This is a genomic window from Paenibacillus polygoni, assembly GCF_030263935.1.
In the GTDB taxonomy this organism is placed as follows: Bacteria; Bacillota; Bacilli; order Paenibacillales; family Paenibacillaceae; genus Paenibacillus; species Paenibacillus polygoni.
Genome location: NZ_CP127162.1, coordinates 3,614,394 through 3,633,071, shown reverse-complemented (window position 1 = coordinate 3,633,071; position 18,678 = coordinate 3,614,394). Strand labels below are relative to the sequence as shown.

General features: G+C 42.9%; 15 protein-coding genes. 10 read left to right on the top strand and 5 right to left on the bottom strand.

The window, feature by feature from the left end; all coding sequences use genetic code 11:
- Positions 1-47: 47 nt before the first annotated feature.
- Positions 48-3,116: a transglycosylase domain-containing protein gene (locus QPK24_RS17395; RefSeq protein WP_285749404.1), complete on the bottom strand. Its 3,069-nt coding sequence runs from the start codon at positions 3,114-3,116 to the stop codon at positions 48-50.
- A gap of 360 nt (positions 3,117-3,476) precedes the next feature.
- A complete protein-coding gene (rpsD, locus tag QPK24_RS17390) occupies positions 3,477-4,079 on the bottom strand; it encodes a 30S ribosomal protein S4 (protein ID WP_285743293.1) in 603 nt (200 codons plus the stop codon).
- A gap of 492 nt (positions 4,080-4,571) precedes the next feature.
- Between rpsD and QPK24_RS17385 the strand changes: the two genes are divergently transcribed.
- From QPK24_RS17385 to QPK24_RS17365, 5 genes are all read left to right on the top strand, one after another.
- Positions 4,572-6,572, top strand: coding sequence for a sensor domain-containing diguanylate cyclase (locus tag QPK24_RS17385; RefSeq protein ID WP_285743291.1), 2,001 nt, complete (start codon positions 4,572-4,574; stop codon positions 6,570-6,572).
- Between the two features lie 96 nt (positions 6,573-6,668).
- The gene (locus QPK24_RS17380) at positions 6,669-7,475 is read left to right on the top strand and encodes a hypothetical protein (protein ID WP_285743289.1); all 807 of its coding nucleotides are present in this window, start codon (positions 6,669-6,671) and stop codon (positions 7,473-7,475) included.
- A 103-nt stretch (positions 7,476-7,578) separates the two neighbouring features.
- Complete coding sequence (locus QPK24_RS17375) at positions 7,579-8,694, top strand: aminopeptidase (protein ID WP_285743287.1); 1,116 nt, start codon at positions 7,579-7,581, stop codon at positions 8,692-8,694.
- A 115-nt stretch (positions 8,695-8,809) separates the two neighbouring features.
- A complete protein-coding gene (locus tag QPK24_RS17370) occupies positions 8,810-9,055 on the top strand; it encodes an HPr family phosphocarrier protein (RefSeq protein ID WP_285743285.1) in 246 nt (81 codons plus the stop codon).
- Positions 9,056-9,195: 140 nt separating this feature from the next.
- A complete protein-coding gene (locus tag QPK24_RS17365) occupies positions 9,196-9,492 on the top strand; it encodes an Fpa/YlaN family protein (protein WP_160033642.1) in 297 nt (98 codons plus the stop codon).
- 63 nt (positions 9,493-9,555) lie between these two features.
- Here QPK24_RS17365 and cax read toward each other — a convergent pair whose 3' ends face one another.
- Complete coding sequence (cax, locus tag QPK24_RS17360; protein ID WP_285743283.1) at positions 9,556-10,611, bottom strand: calcium/proton exchanger; 1,056 nt, start codon at positions 10,609-10,611, stop codon at positions 9,556-9,558.
- A 230-nt stretch (positions 10,612-10,841) separates the two neighbouring features.
- Here cax and QPK24_RS17355 point away from each other — a divergent pair, with 230 nt between their 5' ends.
- Positions 10,842-11,204: an Asp23/Gls24 family envelope stress response protein gene (locus QPK24_RS17355; protein WP_191799062.1), complete on the top strand. Its 363-nt coding sequence runs from the start codon at positions 10,842-10,844 to the stop codon at positions 11,202-11,204.
- A 108-nt stretch (positions 11,205-11,312) separates the two neighbouring features.
- Here QPK24_RS17355 and ftsW read toward each other — a convergent pair whose 3' ends face one another.
- Both ftsW and QPK24_RS17345 read right to left on the bottom strand, forming a co-directional pair.
- The gene (gene ftsW / locus QPK24_RS17350; RefSeq protein ID WP_285749403.1) at positions 11,313-12,587 is read right to left on the bottom strand and encodes a putative lipid II flippase FtsW; all 1,275 of its coding nucleotides are present in this window, start codon (positions 12,585-12,587) and stop codon (positions 11,313-11,315) included.
- Positions 12,588-12,601: 14 nt separating this feature from the next.
- On the bottom strand, positions 12,602-12,949 hold the full coding sequence (locus QPK24_RS17345; RefSeq protein ID WP_160033636.1) for a YugN family protein: 348 nt from the start codon (positions 12,947-12,949) through the stop codon (positions 12,602-12,604).
- A gap of 201 nt (positions 12,950-13,150) precedes the next feature.
- Between QPK24_RS17345 and QPK24_RS17340 the strand changes: the two genes are divergently transcribed.
- From QPK24_RS17340 to QPK24_RS17325, 4 genes are all read left to right on the top strand, one after another.
- Complete coding sequence (locus QPK24_RS17340; RefSeq protein WP_285749401.1) at positions 13,151-14,296, top strand: amidohydrolase; 1,146 nt, start codon at positions 13,151-13,153, stop codon at positions 14,294-14,296.
- 126 nt (positions 14,297-14,422) lie between these two features.
- Positions 14,423-14,854, top strand: coding sequence for a CBS domain-containing protein (locus tag QPK24_RS17335; RefSeq protein ID WP_285743279.1), 432 nt, complete (start codon positions 14,423-14,425; stop codon positions 14,852-14,854).
- 182 nt (positions 14,855-15,036) lie between these two features.
- Positions 15,037-16,725, top strand: a complete 1,689-nt coding sequence (locus tag QPK24_RS17330; protein ID WP_285743277.1) for a DNA repair helicase XPB — start codon at positions 15,037-15,039, stop codon at positions 16,723-16,725.
- Entirely contained in the window at positions 16,722-18,656 is a 1,935-nt protein-coding gene (locus QPK24_RS17325) for a helicase-associated domain-containing protein (protein WP_285743275.1), read from the top strand. The genes QPK24_RS17330 and QPK24_RS17325 overlap by 4 nt, the downstream gene beginning before the upstream one ends.
- Positions 18,657-18,678 lie beyond the last annotated feature (22 nt).

The following is an 18,678-nucleotide window of genomic DNA, read 5'->3' as shown; positions in this document are numbered from 1 at the left end:
AAGGGGAAAACCTGGGTGCTCGGCTTTATGTTTTTTATCGATATATCCTATGAACTTACATTAACCGCAGAAGAAGGGGCTGATTCACCCGCTTCATTGACAGCCGTTACGCGAAAGGCTCCAGTCGCTTCTGCATTGTTGTATTTAAAGGAAGTAAAGCTTGCTGTACCTACTTCATGAAACGGTTCCGCGCCCGTTTCACTGTAGTATACATGGAAGCTCGATACTCCCTCTTGTGCAGCCCAAGAAATCGTAATACCTTGATCTGTAGCTGCAGCAGTCACACCGCTAGGTGCAGAGGGAACTGCAACGGATGGATCTGTATTCTCTTCAGCAGCATTGTCATTCGGATCTACCACTTCACCAGGAACCTCAATGATGCCTTCATCTGGTGTTTCTTCCTGTGGCGGAGCAGTGACCGTACTGCCGACTATAGCGCTTGGTGCAGACTCTTTTCCTGCTACGTCCACAGCTACGATGTAAAACTGAGCACCGCCGCCTGCATAGGAAGTAAAGGTGGTTTGATTACCTGCAAGTACGACTTTGCCTTGATTCTGGAATGGACCCCCGTTTGTACTGCGGTACAATCGGTAACCAACGACATCATTTGCTGAACTTGGGCTAAAGGTGATTACCGCTTTATCATTATTTACGCTTATTCTGACGTTCCCTGGGGCGTCAGGAGCGCTGCCATCGTCCCGTCTAGGGTCAACTTCTGTAGGCATATCGTCATCTGCGTCCCTAGGCAAATAATAGGAAAGCGGCTCATGTGAACTCATTTTCTTGAATGCAGCTTGCAAATCCTTAATGAGATCGGAAATTGCACGCTTTCTTTTCACCACGGTTTGTTCTTTCAGCATATCCGAAGGTGTTTCATCTCTTGGAATATAGTTTACCCCGTTATATGTGATGTACTTCGCTTTGCCTACCGCATCATCATATTCGGTTGGTACATATTTGGTATTAAATAGATCGGTCACGAATTTATCTGTAGCTGATGTAGGAAGTTTACCGCTATAAGCGGATACAGTCTTCGTTGTGATCCCATCCGGCTTCGTAAATGATTTGGTTGTAAACAAATCAGGTTCCTGTTCGGAAACTTCGTTCATAATCTTAGCCCACAGCCTGCGAGCACGTTCTTTCTGAGATTTCGTCTCCAGCGTGTTCGCCTGTGTCTTATAACCAACCCATACGCCGAGTGTAACGTCAGGTGTGTATCCCTCGAACCATACATCGCCGTAATTTTGGGTAGTTCCTGTTTTACCTGCGATAGCAATATCGCCATATTTATTAAAGTTGTTTTTTACAACTTTTCCTGTTCCATCTGAGATGGCAGTACGGAGCATATCGGTCATCAGATAAGCCGTTTGTTCAGAGAAAACTTGCTTAGGCTCTGCTTTGTGGCTGTATACAATGTTCCCTTTATAATCTACGATTTTTTCAATCATATAGGCATCATGGAATACTCCATTATTCGCAATTGCACCATAAGCATTTGTTAATTCTTCTACGGTTACACCATGAGTTAGACCTCCGAGTACGCCTGTTGTTGCGTTCTTATAGTCGTTTTCAGTAAGTGTAGTAATTCCGAGACTCTTAGCGAAATCCCAAGCTTTCTCCATTCCTACTTCTTCATTAAATAATTTCAGGGCAGGAACGTTGAGAGACTGATTTAGTGCGTATCTTGCGGTAACAAGCCCGCTGTATCTTCCGTTACTGTTCTTAGGAATGTGGAATCCTTTGCTGCCGTCTTTCAGAATAATCGGTGAGTCATCAATAATGGATGCCGGCTGAATCAAACCTTGTTCTAAGGCAGGAAGATAGGCAGCAATCGGCTTCATTGCAGAACCAGGTTGTCTCACCATCTGAGTAGCATAGTTCATATTCTCTACGTTAAAATCACGGCCTTCAATCATACCAAGGATTTTCCCAGTTTTATGATCGATCATCATCGATGCCGTTTGTTCAAGACCTTTGTTTTCATCGTAGGCAGAGAAATTACTGTCATCTTCAGCGATCGAGCGCATCGTTTTGTATACCGTTTTGTTAATTGTCGTATACACCCGGTAACCGCCGGTACGCAGCTGAATCTGAGCCTCTTCCAATTGTTCAGCGGTAGTTTCACCGTTTTCTGAAGCTTCTGGATAAAGTACTTCCATCAGAACCTTTGCAGCTTGGCGTTCCGTTTCCAGCATCAGATAAGGATAAGTATTGTATGCCTTGGCTACTTTTGGTGCAAGCGAAGACTTGATATCAAAAGCAATTGCCTCATCATATTCACTTTGCGTAATCTTACCAAGGGCAAGCATTCGTCCAAGAACACGTTCTTGACGCTCTAGCGCATTATTAAAGTTCTTCTCGTTGAAGTCCCCTTTTCCGTTAAAAGCAGAATAAGAAGAGGGGAGCTGCGGAAGGCCTGCTAAATAGGCAGCTTGCGCAATGTTTAAATCATTGAGATCGTTAATATTAAAAATCCCCTTGGCAGCGGCTTTAATGCCATACACATTATATCCGCTTGAGCCATTTCCGAAAGGAACCTTATTTAGATAGGCTGTTATAATTTCATCTTTCGTTAGAAATCTTTCCAATCGAAGGGACAATAAGATCTCTTTTACTTTTCGGTCCTCTGTTTTGTCCAGATTAAGGAATACTCTTCTAGCTAATTGCTGAGTGAGGGTACTGCCTCCCGTTTGTACGGGTTCGTTTAGTACTCGTTCCTTTACTGCACGAAGTGTTCCTGTTATGTCGACACCTTTATGCTCATAGAATGAATCATCCTCAATCGATACCACTGCATCTATTACCTTTTGAGGGATATCCTCAAATTCTACGATTCGCCGATCCTCCTCAGTCCGAAGCTGACCTATGGGAGACCCGTCAGCGAAATAAGCAAAGCCCGTCAGTGCATTTTCCCCTATCGCTTGCTCAATTTCAGCTCTTGATCGAACGGGTTCGTCTTTTACAATAGAAGCTATGTAGCCTGTTAGTGCACCACCTGCAAATAGAACACCCATAATGCCTAATATGAAAGCCCACTTCACAAAGCTACCCAGCCTGCGGAAAAAACGATTGCGGGAAGGCTTCTCTTCAGGTTTTTTATTCTGATCATCAACCATCAAATGCTTTCCTCCTTTTAACAGGCATTATTATAGCATAAATTAAGGCATTTGAATCCCCGCAAATGGTGGGAAGGAGCGGAAATTGACATCCTTGCTCGGATTATGTACTTCTAAGACCCTATTTGAGGGTAAATCTGTTGATTTATGGTATAGCATTCACATAAATGAGCGAGCCTAACACAGGAGAAATCTTGCTTATCCGGCTCCTATACCAAAATAAGATCTTTATAAAAATGAAATAAAAACACCCGAACCATTCATACGGATCGGGTGTGTTCTTGTTCTCATCTGTAGTTTTTTCTCATATAGTAAATCCCCTGGCATAAAGCGCAGGGGATTTAAAGCTTGACTCAGATCTTAACGGTTGTAGAACTCAACGATTTGTTTCTCGTCGATATCTTGAGAAAGCTCAGCGCGTTCTGGAAGACGGATAAATCTGCCTTCAAGAGCTGCTTCGTTGTACTCAAGGTAAGCAGGAAGGTGTGAACGATTTGCAATCGCTTCTTTTACAGAAGAAAGGTTGCGAGATTTTTCACGCAGACCAATTACATCACCAATGTTTACTGCGTAAGACGCGATGTCTACTTTTTTACCGTTAACAGTAATGTGTCCGTGAGATACCAATTGACGTGCTCCTGCACGGGAGTTAGCAAAACCAAGACGGTAAACCAAGTTGTCAAGACGGCATTCTAGTAGGAACATGAAGTTCTCACCAGCGATACCTTGCATTTTTTGTGCTTTAGCGAACAAAGTACGGAACTGCTTTTCACCCAAACCGTACATGTGGCGCAATTTTTGCTTTTCTTGAAGTTGCATACCGTAGTTGCTGATTTTTCTCCGTTGGTTAGGACCATGTTGGCCAGGAGGGAAAGGGCGTTTTGCCAATTCTTTACCTGTACCGCTGAGAGAGATGCCGAGACGGCGACTTAATTTAAATTTAGGACCAGTGTAACGTGCCATGTTTAGAGTAACTCCTTTTATTATAAATTATCAGATGGGGCTCTATTTGCGCCGCTTTTTGTTTCGTATTACCTGTTATTTGAGGTATACAACCGATTGAAAAGTTCAGCCGCTGTTCAATCAGCAACAAAGAGCTGTGAGGGTGACACAACGTTACGCCCAAATTTAAGACCATAACAGTCTTGTTCAACAATATATATTATATTAAATTAGAGTGCGAAGTCAAGAGAATGACAAAGTAGAATTTCGTCTGTTTTTGTCGATAGGTAATTAGACCTAAAAATATAGTACCGATTTCTTTTAAAAAGGTGCAAAGTATCTGTAAAGAGAGTAATATAGATTGTATCTTAAATTTAAGCCATCAAATACTTTAATATTAAAAAGTAAGAAAATAAGATGATCGTAGACACATTCATGTGATATGAATCGACCATGCCTTTTGGCCCTGACCCGTTACTTGCTGGGTTACCAAAGGTGCAAAGGAGCGCCTATATGACAGAACAATTACATAGCACTTTTTATAATGCACGTAATGTAAAGAACTCCGACCCAGGCATTCAAACTTTTTCGCCTCCTCTTTTGCATGAAGAACAAGGTTATTGGAACGAAAAAGAGGAGTGGTTGTATCATTTAGATGTAAGCACTTTTGATTCTGCGTATAATGATCGTTTGCTCCGTGAGGCTTTTAAGGAGTGGAATCATGAGGTTCAGGGTATCCCTTCTTTGAAGCAAGCGGTGTTTTCACTGTGGAACAGTAATAAATTATGTGTGGCTAAAAGCGGAGAACTTTTTTCTCCTATAAAAGAAGCAGTATTCCAAGTACTAGAGCAAGTAGATACCGATATCAAGCTATATCCACAGCAGTCCGTAGTTTCAGAATATAAGCATTACCGGTTATATACCATTCCGCTCCAGACGCGGCTTGAAGGAAAACAGCTTGGTGTTTTGTGCGTCGCTGTACCAGAAGTAAGAGAGGGTATCCTCGAAGTGTTAGAAGCGGCAAAGCTTTTTTATCAGTCTATTTTTTACCGTCATTTTGAGCACCATTTTCTATCCGATTTGCTGCATATTCATAAAACAACAGAAAAAGAAAACAGACGACGTTCCATTCTCTTTCAAATTGTACAGCGGATGCACGATCGAATGGATGTTCAGACCGTTTTACAAGAGGTGTTTGAAAGCGTAGCTTTTCTATTCCCGGCAGCTCGTCTGACACTGTACATGTCCCAAGATGGAATTACAGAAGATCCGCGGATTAAACCGCTGTATTTACAAGGGCAGTACAACCCGGTATGTGCTATGGCTTATACAGAAGAAAGAATGATTTCTCAGCCGCTTGGGCTGGAAAAATACGAATTTGGGATTCCTTTTAGAGGGAAGCAGGGGACATACGGTGTTTTCCATATTGAAACTCCCAAAGAAGTAATAGAGGATGTAGATATCCAGCTAATCGTCATGATGGCGGATACGGCTGGAACTGCTTATGAGAATGCCAAGATGCATCAGCAATCAAACACACTCATTCAAGAACTTCGAATGATAGATGAGTTAACCAAAAAAATAAATCAGAGTTTGCAGCTGGCAGATATTTATGAATATGCTGTGCAGCAGCTAATGCGTATTTTCAAGGCAAAAGCCTGCTGTATCCTTAAGCTTGATCGGGAAGATCAGCAGTTCCGTGTTCTGAATTCGACGCTGCCTTCATTAGGACAAGAGAAATACTCGCTAAGCGGCATAAGCGGGGAGGTGTATCGTACAGGAGAACCTGTTATCATATTTGACTATGAGAAACATACCGGCCCAAGCTCTGTTTTTATGGAAATCACAAACTCCAAATCGATGATGGCCGTACCTTTACGCATAAACGGACAGGTTGAAGGCGCTATTTTAGTAACACATCAGAATAAACAGTTTTTCTCTTACGATAACTTTCGTTTCATGGATATGCTGGGTGTTCATATTGGACTTGCGGTTACGAATGCTACTCTTCATGCCGAAGTGAAGAGACTCGCAATAGTCGACGCCTTAACGGGTTTATACGTAAGGCACTATGTGGACCGAATGATAGAAGAAAGACAGAGCAGTGATTTTTGTGGTTCACTGATCGTCATTGATCTGGATGATTTCAAACAAGTAAATGATTCGTACGGTCATCAGATCGGCGATCAAGTACTTACCCAGGTAAGTGCCGTTATTCGCGAAAATGGAGGCCCAGATGACCTGTGTGCCAGATGGGGCGGGGAAGAGATGGCCATTTATTTACCTCAGGTCAGTGCGCAGCAAGCGCTCTTCATTGCAGAGAACATCCGGGTGCAAATTTCAAGGCGAACTTCTCCAGCGATTACGGTATCCTGCGGAATTGGAGAATGGTGCTGGCTTGATGATCAAGTCAGTGTTGAATCGCTGTTCTACCGTGCAGATATGGCTTTATATGAAGCTAAGAACAGCGGTAGAAATCGGGTATGTATAGAGAATAAAAATAGGAACAGATAAGGAGCGCTTCCTTTAAAAAGGAGGACGCTCTTTTTTATGGATACAAGTCGTACACGGAGGCCAACCTAACAATAAATGAGGAAAGGTTGGGTTGGTATGTGCAGATCATTATATCGTTTCTTGATGGCAATCCTATGCACCGCTGTTCTGTCCTGGGGAACGGGCTGTGCTTACAGGTATCAGGAGGACCCGAAAGAAATCTTTCAACGTGCATTAACAGGGTTAGCTGGTAAAGAAGAGATGAAGTTTCGCGGGAAAGCGGCCATTCGAACGGATGATCATGGATTATTTGATACGGAATATCAGTATTCTGGTACGCTCAAAAATCATAATGAGGTCGTTATTGAGAGTTATTTATCTCCGAGCAGTTCCGACACAAAAACAAGGTCACTGACTTTGAAAAGAGTGAATAAAGAGTGGAAAGCGGAGTCTTTAGATGGGACAAAACCATCTCTAGCCCGATGGAATCCGGTAGCCCAATTAGAAGCTATTGAACAAACAAAAAACAAAACGTTTCGTACAGAGTATGGTGTCCCAAGAGGGAAACAAATGATTAGAATTGAACTTGAAGGTGAAGAAGCAGTAATGTATCTGAGTAATCAGCTTGAAGAGGAAATGCAGGAACTTCAGAGTGAACTTCCGTCTCTCACGAGTACGGTTCCTAATGATAAACGCAGTGAATGTTTGAAGGAACTGAATACCCTGTATGAACAGCAGAAAAGTCAGCTGGAGGATTATCTGACAAGGGCACAAGCTACACTCGTATATCATTTGCTCATTGATAAAAGAACGAATCTTCCTCTGAGATTGTCTTCTGAAAGTGAGATCCGTTACGAGGAAGCAGAAGGAGCCCCTAAAAAGGAACTTCTTGTGACGGATGTATATTTTGATCATTATAAGTAACTGAATTCTGACATGAAGTATTCCATCAGACAAACTGCATGATACAATGGAAATGTTAGACAACGATAGAAGCTTTATTACATGAAGGAGGCAACATATAACGATGAAAGATCCAAGAATTCAAAAACTTGCTCAAAATTTGGTTGGATATTCTGTAAATGTACAACCAGGGGAAAATGTTCTCGTGGAGATGATCGGCTCAGAACGTGACCTGTTGAATGCTATTATTGAAGAAATCGGTAAAGCCGGCGGTAATGCGTTTGTTCAGTTGACTGATAAAACGGTACTTCGTTCTATGCTGATGGGTGCCACAGAAGCACAGCTGAAAACATGGGCGGAGATTGACCTAAAGCGCATGGAACTTATGGATGGATACATTGGAATCCGCGCTGGTGAAAATGCGAATGACCTCGCTGATGTGCCTGAAGAAAAAATGAAAATGTACAATGCACTCTATTCACACCCTGTACATAGCGAAGAACGCGTGAAGCGTACGAAATGGGTAGTTCTGCGTTATCCGAACGCAAGTATGGCGCAGCTTGCCAATACAAGTACAGAAGCTTTTGAAGATTTTTATTTCAAGGTATGTAATCTGGATTATGCCAAAATGAACAATGCACAAGATCCCTTGGCTGAGCTCATGCGCAAAACCGATAAAGTCCGCATTGTCAGCCCCGGAACTGATCTTCATTTCTCTATTAAATCCATTGGTGCAGAAAAATGTGCGGGAGAGAAAAACATTCCGGATGGAGAAGTGTACAGTGCACCCGTTCGCGATTCGGTAAATGGAACAATCAGCTATAACACACCTACGTTATACAACGGGATTACATTTGAGAATATTAAATTCCGTTTTGAGAACGGTAAGATTGTAGAAGCTACAAGTAATGATACGAAACGACTCAATGAAATTTTGGACACAGATGAGGGTGCACGTTACATTGGTGAATTTGCTATTGGATTTAATCCGCATATTCTGCACCCGATGAAAGACATCCTGTTTGATGAAAAGATTGCAGGAAGTCTTCATTTTACGCCAGGTCAGGCATATGATGTAACAGATAACGGAAACACTTCATCTATTCACTGGGATCTGGTACTTATTCAGCGTCCAGAGTACGGCGGTGGAGAGATTTATTTTGATGATGTTCTGATCCGTAAAGATGGAATTTTTGTCATCCCGGAACTGCAAGGACTGAATCCTGAGAACTTGGTTTAAAACAAACGCTGCTGACAAGTAAATGGAAAATGTAGTTGCTAAGAAAGCGGATTCAATGTATATTGTTAGTGGTTATAAAGAGTAGAATATTCTTACACTAGACGGAGGGATTCCTATGTCGAACAATAACGCGGCAGTGGTGGAGATTGCGCAAACGGCTAGCAAATTCGCTTCTTCCATCGTACTCCACTCTGACACAAAGTACATTGATGTGAAGAGCATTCTGGGACTGTTTACCACACTTGTTGGCGGAAAAAACTATGAACTTCATGTTCATGGACCAGATGCAGATGAAGCGAAGAAAGAGTTACTTGAAGTATTTGAAAAACATGGACTAACTGTTTCGCTTGCAACTGAATAACAGCAATACAGCAGTAAAAGCATCTTTGCCCAATCTGGCAAAGATGCTTTTTTTAGATGCTTCTTGTATTGAGAACGGTTTTCGTCTAATATTAAGATTAGATTGTTGTACAAGATTCTGGACGTAGGGGGGAAGAGTGCATGACTTCATCAGATCTGCAAGAACAACTTAATTCCAAAGCAATCCGTCTTCTTGAAGAAGATGCATATAAAATAGAAAAACTGATTCAAGTTCAGATGGAGAATCTGGCAACCCGTTATTGCCCTCTCTATGAGGAAGTACTGGATACGCAAGTGTTCGGATTCTCAAAAGAAGTCGATTTTGCAGTGCGTGCAGGTCTTCTTCCGGTCGATACAGGTAAACAGTTGGTAAACAACCTTGAACGTAATCTTGCTGTCCTGTACGAGGCACTTAATAAAAAAGGAAACCAGGAGTAAACTCCTGGCATCTTTTCATAGAAGCATGCAGATTAGTGATGCATGCTTTTTTTGTATATAAGCCTAAATCAAGAAGAATGATACACCAAGAATTGCATAAACAGCCATAAGAAGAAGCCCTTCGTACCAGTTAGTAGATCCATCTTGAATAATCGATTTGGAGATAAATACGGCAACGCCAATGGCTACGAGTTCAATGGTAGTAAATACGATGTCCATGGTGTTTCCAAAAAAGAAACTAGTGAAGACGAGTACAGGTGCGACAAACAACGCAATTTGCAAACTGCTGCCTACTGCAATCTCAACAGCTGCTCCGATTTTGTTTTTCATAGCGAGCAGGACTGCTGCACTGTGTTCCGCTGCGTTACCTACGATCGCTACCAGGAATGCACCGACAAAGATTTCACTAAGACCAAATCGAACAGTCAGGGTTTCGAGCGTTCCAACAAGCCATTCACTGACAAAAGCAACCATTACTGTAGCGAGTACAAGATAAGCAATTGATTTTTTCTTAGACCAAGCAGGCTCCTCATGATCTTCTCCTTCAGCAACGTTCTCTGTGAGGATGTCCTTATGTGTAATCATCGAGAAAATGATCCAAGCAATATAGCTAACAATAAGAATACCAGCTACAATGAGACTCAAGGTTTCGGTTTGAGGGACAGTAATCGTATGCGTATTAAAAAACACAGCCGGGACAAACAGTGCGATTACGGCAACAATCATGAGAGAACCATTCATTCCCGCAAGGGATTGGTTGAAATTCTGAACCTTAAATTTGGTGCCTCCAAGAAAGATGCTAAGACCAAGCACAAGCAGTAAATTCCCGATAATGGAACCGGTCAAACTTGCTTTGACCATGTCATAAAGACCTTCTTTAACGAGAAAGATCGCAATAATAAGTTCGGCTGCATTTCCAAAAGTAGCATTAAGAAATCCGCCTAGTCGTTCCCCTGCATAGTGAGCTACATTCTCTGTGGCTTTTCCTAAAAATCCAGCTACAAAGACTACCGCGATGGCGGATAGGACAAACTGAATAAGCGGGTCAAAGTGAAGGTAATGGGAAACCGCACTTAGTAAAAATGTAATGATCAGCAGCGAGGTTCTAACTTTACTCATATGTAGTCTCCTTTTTTCTAACGTTTCATTTGTAAGAACGAGTTAGATCCGAATTCATAACTATATTCCCCCTTTCCTATGTAATATGAAACATCTAATATGAAACATTTGATATATTGCTGAATTATGAAATTGTTTTCATTGCTTAAGCAGTCAGATGGCACTTTTATTTGCAATTTGGGGGGCAGAAGCATTAAAATATCTTATAAAGAAGCAAAGGAGGATATGGCATGTCAGAACAGCTAAAAATCGAAACAGGCGACATCCGGATATCCAATGATGTTGTAGCAAAAATTGCTGGCCTTGCAGCGTTAGAAACTCCGGGGATTGCAGCAATGTCTGGAGGTTTATCTGAAGGCTGGGCCAAACGCCTCAGCGGAAAAAATGTGCAAAAGGGTGTCACTGTAGAAGTAGGAACAACGGAAACAGCCATTGATCTCCGCATTATTGTTCTTTACGAGACACCTATTCATGAAGTATCCCGGATGCTTCAGCAGAATGTACGTGAGGCAGTAGAAAGTATGACAGGTCTTCGAGTTGTTGAAGTGAACGTGAAGGTAGAAGGTGTTTCCTTCCGAGGCGACGAGCAATAAGATGCAAATCTTATCTTACAATGTTTGATCTTACCTATCATAATGGATGGCATAAAAGCCGCATAAAGAAGGACAGTCTCGGTAAATACCGAGACTGTCCTTCTTTTATTACCTGGAACGTGTACTGCGTCGTTTTTGTGTATTCCGCGTGACAAGAGCAGGGGATGGTCGTTCTTCCGTTACCGTTCGAACAGATTTAACCGTCTCTTGCGACGTTTCCAAATTGTTTTCCCGGGAAATACTAAGCATGATCCCGATACTTGTCATCGTTACGAGTAAAGAGGTTCCCCCAAAGCTGATAAATGGAAGAGTTACCCCAGTAACAGGAATCGTTTGAGTCACACCGCCGATATTGATGAAGGCCTGAATCGCAATAAGCCCCATAATCCCGACGCCAACCAGTGTCCCAAAGATGTCCTTGCAGCGAAGTGCAATCGTAAACCCACGCCAGATAAAGTAAACATAAATAATGAGGAAAATAGTAGTGCCGATAAATCCGAGTTCTTCGCCGATGACAGCAAAGATAAAGTCATTAAATGCATTGGGTAGATAGTGAAGCTTAATAACCCCTTGGCCAATTCCTGTACCCGTAAAGCCGCCTGTTCCGATGGCGGTAAGTGAGTTCACCAGGTTGTAAGAATCTCCCGTCTTATCATGAAACGGATCGAGAAAAGATTGAAACCGTGCCAGCTTATAACTGTATGAATTTCCGGATACATTACCTGACATTAAATCCACTAGATAACCAGCACCCATGACAATGGCCGCGCCAAGAATGAGCAGTCCGATCGAACCCATGATGTGCTTCATACTTGCCCCGCCTGCGTAAATAATGAGGCCGCAGGTGGCAACGAGAATAAAGGTAGAACCAAAGTCAGGTTGCAGCATGATGAGTCCCGCAACAAATCCGACAATAATCATCACCGGGATATATCCGGTTTTGAGGTCTCGGAAACGCTCGCCTTTTTTAGTAATAAGCGCAGCTAAGTATAGAATGATCGATATTTTAGCAATCTCGGAAGGCTGTAAAGTTCCAATACCTAGATTAAACCAACTTCTGGCGTTGTTGATTTCTACTCCAACGAATAGAACGGCAACGAGCATCAGAATGGTAATAAAAAATAAAGGTTTATATAATTGCTTGTATTTTGCAAAAGGAATATTCATAGCAACAAACATGCCTATAACGCCGAGTATGGCATATACCGCTTGTCTTTTCGTGTAGTGAAGTGCGTCAAAGTTGAGTTTTTCAGACATGAGGGCAATGCTGGAACTCGAGCTGTAAACCATAACCAGTCCAAAACCGGTAAGCAGCAAGGTGAGGATCAGCAGCTGATAATCAGGCAAACCTTTTCTCTGAGGCCTAGCTGTATTTTTTTTCATAGCATTCATAGTGCCTAAGCTTCAAGCAGTTCCTTAAGCTCTTTTATTTTCTCATTCGCTACATTCAGAACAGGAGAAGGAATTTCACTCTCATACTCTAGTCCATGGGGGAATGTCGCTCTTCCGATATAAACAGCTTCTACCGAAAGAATGGTGTCTGGTTTCTCTAGTTTGCCCTCGATTGCACGTGTATTAATACGTAAGAAATATTCGTTTTTTGTCTTGTTGTCCTCAATTTTGTAGTCGTATGTAGCACGGTAATATTCCCACTGCCAACGAATAAATCCGACTTTCTCGGCACTTTCGTCCATGTACGCCAGATCACTTTTTAAACCGTCCAGGCCTGTGTTTTCAAATATCATTGACGACCATACCTCCTATAAATAAAATCTCCCTTACATTTCTAGTTTCATATTAGTATGTTTCCTCAGCATGTGCAAGCTTTCCATAACCTTCCATTTCATATCGTTTACATATAAATTCTGCTACAATTAAATAAGAAAACATTTGAAGGGGTGGAGAGCGTGAGAATAGAGCATACCTATGAAGAATGGATCGGCAAGATGATAGAGTGGAGACGTCATCTTCACCAGCATCCGGAACTTTCTTTTCAGGAATCCGAAACATCAAAGTTTATTGCTGAACATCTAGGTTCATTCGGCCTTGAAGTCGTTACAAATGTCGGAGGACATGGTGTTATTGGAATACTGCGTTCAGGACGGCTTGGACCTGTAGTGATGCTTAGAGCAGATATAGATGCGCTCCCTATTCAAGATGAAAAGTCAGTTCCTTATAAATCTCAAGTTGATGGTGTAATGCATGCCTGCGGTCACGATGGACATACATCGGCGCTCTTGGCAACGGCCGGTTATATGAGTGAGCATATAGATGAGTTTATCGGTGAGATCAGGTTTTTGTTTCAACCCGCAGAAGAGCTTCTTCCGGGAGGTGCAGTGAAGGTAATTGCTAGCGGTGCATTGGAAGAGGTAGATGTAATTTATGGCATTCATTTATGGTCTCCGATACCCGTAGGTACGTATGCCAGCACTCCCGGGGCGATGATGGCTGGTGCTGATGACTTCTATATCGAGCTAAAAGGTAAGGGAGGACATGGCGGTGTACCTCAAGCAAGTATTGACAGTATTGTTGCTGGATCTGCCCTGGTGCTTCAGATGCAAAGTATAGTGAGTCGTTCCGTTGACCCGCTTCAGCCTGCTGTGCTGACTATTGGAACTATTCAGGCAGGAGCTGCTCAGAATGTGATTGCCGAAACCTATAAATTAAGTGGAACGGTCCGCACCTTTGATGAAGAAACGAGATATATCATAAAAGAACGTATACATACTTTAACGAATCAGATCGCTGCCGCGTACGGCGCAGAGGCGGAGATCAAATACTTGATGGGTTATCCGCCCGTCATTAATGATGAGAAGGAAGCAGAAAGATTCTTCAAGGTGGTTTCTGATGAGTTTGGTGCAGAGCGTTCAAGCGTATCGCCGAAGATGATGCCTGCTGAAGATTTTGCGTATTATTTAAAAGAGAAACCAGGTTGTTTCATGTTTGTCGGTGCAGGAAATGAACAATTAGATGCCGTATATCCGCATCATCATCCTAGATTTGATTTTGATGAAACTGCAATGCTGGATGCCATGAAACTATTTATTCAGATCACAAAAAATTACCTGAAAGAATATGACGACAGGACATAAAATAGGACAGGCCATAAGATGATTTGGTGTATGAGAGAAAGCGAATGCGACTTATTTATTTGGGTACTCTAACAAAAGAGAACGATCCAGGAGTTGTTAGATCTAATAGATGAGGAGCAGTCGTTAATGAATAAAAATGTTTCTGATGTAATGTCCACGAATGTGGTTCCGGTGTCACTGGACAAGCATGTATATGATGTTGCACTGAATATGAAAGAACACGATACGGGGTTTATTCCAATTGTAGAAACAGAAGATCATCGTAAGCTAGTAGGGGTTGTAACGGATCGTGATCTTGTGCTGCGCGGAATTGCCTCAAAAAATCCAGGTTCTACGAAAGTAAGAGAAGTAATGACGGCGGATGTGCATACTGTAAATTCTACAGCTTCTATTGATGAGGCCGCAAAACTGATGGCAGCGCATCAAGTTCGCAGACTGCCTGTCGTTGATAATGGAGAACTCGTGGGGATCTTGTCCTTGGGCGACATTGCAACAGAGTCTTCGTCTCAGAATCATGCGGGCAGTGCGCTTACCGACATTTCTGAACCTTCTCATTAATATTTGGGATCGAGCCGAGAGTCCTGTATACTATGATAAATAAGAAAAAGTTCACTTTCGCCTGATGGGTGAGAGATGAACTTTTTTCTTTGTATTTTAAGTTAGATGAGAGATCCAGGTTCTATGATGGATATAAACGCACGCTTGAAAGGAAATACTGGATACAAAGGAGGTAAACACCAATGAACTCACATCATGCATGTATTGTACAGCGTGACTTTACTATTTTGCTGGAGACGGCTCATCCTCAGTCCGAAAAAGCGAGAGAACTCATTCTTCCTTTTGCGGAACTGACCAAGAGTCCTCCTGCTTTTCATACATACAAAATAACGCAGCTTACGTTATGGAGCGCCGCTGCCTTAGGTTATTCCGCTGATGAGATTCTAAGCAGATTAGAGTCCGTATCCCGCTGGAATGTACCTTCATCGCTTACTCAAGAGATCAGGCAGCTTATTGAAAAATACGGGAAGTTGACCCTGCAAGCAGATGCGCGGTCAGAAGATTTTCGGCTAGTGAGTGAAGATACAGACCTGCTCGGCGAAATTCTATCACATCCATCACTAACTGCTTATGAGCTCAGCAGGTTATCGGATACCGAACTGAAGGTACTTGGCAAGTACAGAGGACTGCTGAAACAAGAACTGACGAGACTCGGTTACCCGGTAATGGACCTTGCAGGATATAAACACGGAAGCCCGCTTTCTTTTCAGTGGAGAAATACAGACAGTACGCTACATAACAAACCCTTTGAACTTCGAGATTACCAAAGAGAAGCAGCGGCTGCTTTTGAAGGGAAAGATGGCTTTGGTGGAAGTGGAATCCTTGTTCTGCCTTGCGGAGCAGGGAAGACGATTATCGGCATGGCGGTTATGGAACGTCTACAGACGGAAGTGCTTATTCTGACATCTAATACGACTTCGGTAAGGCAATGGATTCGTGAGATTGAGCAGAAGACAACGATTCCATCTGCATCGATTGGTGAATATTCTGGTCATAGTAAGGAAGTCAAGCCAGTGACGGTGGCAACCTATCAGATTATGACGCATCGTAAATCGAAGGAAAGCGAGTTTACGCATATGAAGCTGTTCGGAGAACGCAGCTGGGGACTCATTATTTATGATGAGGTTCATCTTTTACCTGCACCGGTGTTCAGAGCTACTGCGGATATCCAAGCGACCAGAAGACTCGGGCTTACCGCAACGCTTGTTAGAGAAGACGGCAGGGAGGAGGATGTATTTTCGCTCATTGGACCTAAACGTTATGAATTACCCTGGAAAGAGCTCGAACAGGAGGGCTGGATTGCAGAGGTGAATTGTAACGAGGTGCGTGTTCCCATGTCCGATGAACTTAAGGAAGCCTATATGTACGCGGAGAGCAGGCAGAAGTTCCGATTAGCAGCGGAGAATCCAGCTAAGGTGAATGTGGTAAAAAGGCTGCTTGCTCTACACCCGAAAGTCCCTGCGCTCATCATCGGGCAATATGTTGGGCAGTTGAAGGCCATGGCTAAAGAACTTGGTGTCCCGCTCATTACAGGAGCAACAAGTGAACAGGAGCGTACGAGGCTGTATACTGCTTTTCGTGAAAAAGAAATTACGGTATTAGTGGTTTCGAAAGTAGCCAATTTTGCTGTTGATCTGCCGGATGCTGCGCTGGCGATTGAGATTTCGGGCAGTTTCGGTTCACGTCAGGAAGAAGCTCAGCGGCTAGGACGCATCTTGCGGCCCAAAGAGGGAGATAACCGTGCTTATTTTTATACGCTGGTCTCGGAAAATACAAAAGAACAAGATTTTGCTCTGAAAAGACAACTCTTTCTAATAGAGCAAGGATACGAATATCATGTAACAGATGAAAAGGAGGTTGCCTCCGGATGAAAAATGAAAAAACGAAAACAACTTTAGAAGATGTAGAAGGGTCAGCGAATGAAGCTCAATTTCTACAGGTTGCTTTTTTAGAGTTCGGCGGAAATCCATTTCAAATGGAGAAACTTAAAAGCTTATTTGCTGGGAAAATGAGCGGACTTGAGGTGGATCTTGCATTATATGGTTTGCGTAAAAAAGGTTTTATTGATGCTGCCAAAAAAACATGGGGAGAACATATATACTTTATCCCTTCCCGGCATCATTACTTTTTGACAGAGAAATATGTGCTGCCCTTATTTGTGGATGAAATGGATGGAATGAGTGATATTTCATCCAGCTTATCTGGAAACATACAAGTTGCTATGGAAGCAAGACCAAACATTGCAGGGGAAATACTTCACCTGCTGTCATACATTGCGATTCACGGTGTTCCGCTGACAGCAAAAGGGACGATACATAAAAAAGCGATATCCAAAATTGAGAATGTAACGGTATTGAAAAGTTCGGATTTTCAATTGTTGAAATTATCCTATGCCCATCCAGAGATTTATCCTGTACAGGTAGCCGTGCTTCTAGATTTAGTGTTTACGCTCGGACTCGCCAAGAAATACGAGGCAGAAATCGGACTGGACGAATCCTACGTTAGCCGCTGGGTACAGTTAGATAGGAATCAAATGGAGAGAAATATCTATACTGCCATTATGGAGCGCTACAGCGCGGGAGAAGCTGGATTACAGCATTATCGCTATCTGTTGACCCTGCTTAGCCGGAAAGATGCCGGGAAGTGGCTGAGCATAGAGCAGATCTGTCGGCGGTTTGTACAGGCCCGTATCATTGATGAACAAGATCTTTCTGAATTCCAAAGTTATGCAATAGGATGGGTCACGCTGCTCGCTGCGTTCGGTTATGGAGATACAGGAAAATTTACGGCTTTGGATGAGGCTTTATACTTCCGGTGGACGAATCCTATCCATTATGAATCGGAGGATACGGAGCAGTATATAGAGCAACATACAGAGCCAGCTATCTATGTTCAGCCCGATTTTGAAGTGATTGTTCCTCCAGATGCGCCTTATTCTATAAGGTGGTTGTTAGAAGGCTGTGCAGAGCTTGCAGTGCGAGATCATATGACCATCTATAAGCTGACGCGAGAGCGACTCAGTGAAGGTGCAGAAGTGGGGATTACTCCCTCTTTGGTGCTTACATGGCTGACTCGGTATGCACAAGGATCGATTCCAGAGAATGTTCTCTTGGCACTAAAACAATGGGGAAGTGAACTCGGAAGAACTTCTTTCTCCCAAGTGTTACTGCTGAGCACAGAAAATAAACAGGATGCAGATCAAATTGAATCCTATCCTTCCTGGAATGGGTCTTTACAAAGGATTGGACCGCTGCATTTCATACTGGAGCGTGACAAATTGACGGAAGTAAGAAAGCGACTAACGCTGATGGGGCTCACCCCGGCGAAGGCAGTTAAAGGAATTGATACAGAAGAACGGAGATATCCGGCTGTTTCCATAGAGGACGAGGTCATGCTGTCCACTGTAGAGGAGAATCCATTTATCCATTTTAATGAAGAAGGAAGGCAGGGATTTGTATACACAGGCCGAAACCTGCATTACTATGAAGGAGTCCAGGAGGATCGGGATAAGGTCTCGATTATGCCAGACATAACCGAAGTACCGAAGATGTGGGTAAGTGAATGGAGAGAGTACCATCCATCTACAGCGAAACAGCTGGTACAGCAGGCCATCAACTGGCGCACCCGAATGGGAGTGGAGATGGAAGGAGAAAGGCAGGAGTTCATTCCAGAATCCATCGGCAAAGGCGAACCATGGTCCGTAAATGGCTGGCTGCTTCCTGGTCGATCTAGAAAAGTAGCTGAGCAGCGTACACTTGTACCTGCTGAATGGACAAAACTCAACCTAATTTTACCAGCTTAAGTAAAATCCTGAGAGGGTTTAG

Bases quoted from the DNA above. Each gene is read 5' to 3' on its own strand.
- QPK24_RS17330 (WP_285743277.1), top strand. From the start codon at position 15,037: ATGAACTCACATCATGCATGTATTGTACAGCGTGACTTTACTATTTTG.
- cax (WP_285743283.1), bottom strand. From the start codon at position 10,611: ATGAGTAAAGTTAGAACCTCGCTGCTGATCATTACATTTTTACTAAGT.
- QPK24_RS17340 (WP_285749401.1), top strand. From the start codon at position 13,151: ATGATAGAGTGGAGACGTCATCTTCACCAGCATCCGGAACTTTCTTTT.
- QPK24_RS17335 (WP_285743279.1), top strand. From the start codon at position 14,423: ATGAATAAAAATGTTTCTGATGTAATGTCCACGAATGTGGTTCCGGTG.
- QPK24_RS17325 (WP_285743275.1), top strand. From the start codon at position 16,722: ATGAAAAATGAAAAAACGAAAACAACTTTAGAAGATGTAGAAGGGTCA.
- QPK24_RS17385 (WP_285743291.1), top strand. From the start codon at position 4,572: ATGACAGAACAATTACATAGCACTTTTTATAATGCACGTAATGTAAAG.
- QPK24_RS17370 (WP_285743285.1), top strand. From the start codon at position 8,810: ATGTCGAACAATAACGCGGCAGTGGTGGAGATTGCGCAAACGGCTAGC.
- QPK24_RS17380 (WP_285743289.1), top strand. From the start codon at position 6,669: ATGTGCAGATCATTATATCGTTTCTTGATGGCAATCCTATGCACCGCT.
- QPK24_RS17355 (WP_191799062.1), top strand. From the start codon at position 10,842: ATGTCAGAACAGCTAAAAATCGAAACAGGCGACATCCGGATATCCAAT.
- rpsD (WP_285743293.1), bottom strand. From the start codon at position 4,079: ATGGCACGTTACACTGGTCCTAAATTTAAATTAAGTCGCCGTCTCGGC.
- QPK24_RS17345 (WP_160033636.1), bottom strand. From the start codon at position 12,949: ATGATATTTGAAAACACAGGCCTGGACGGTTTAAAAAGTGATCTGGCG.
- QPK24_RS17365 (WP_160033642.1), top strand. From the start codon at position 9,196: ATGACTTCATCAGATCTGCAAGAACAACTTAATTCCAAAGCAATCCGT.
- QPK24_RS17375 (WP_285743287.1), top strand. From the start codon at position 7,579: ATGAAAGATCCAAGAATTCAAAAACTTGCTCAAAATTTGGTTGGATAT.
- ftsW (WP_285749403.1), bottom strand. From the start codon at position 12,587: ATGAAAAAAAATACAGCTAGGCCTCAGAGAAAAGGTTTGCCTGATTAT.
- QPK24_RS17395 (WP_285749404.1), bottom strand. From the start codon at position 3,116: ATGGTTGATGATCAGAATAAAAAACCTGAAGAGAAGCCTTCCCGCAAT.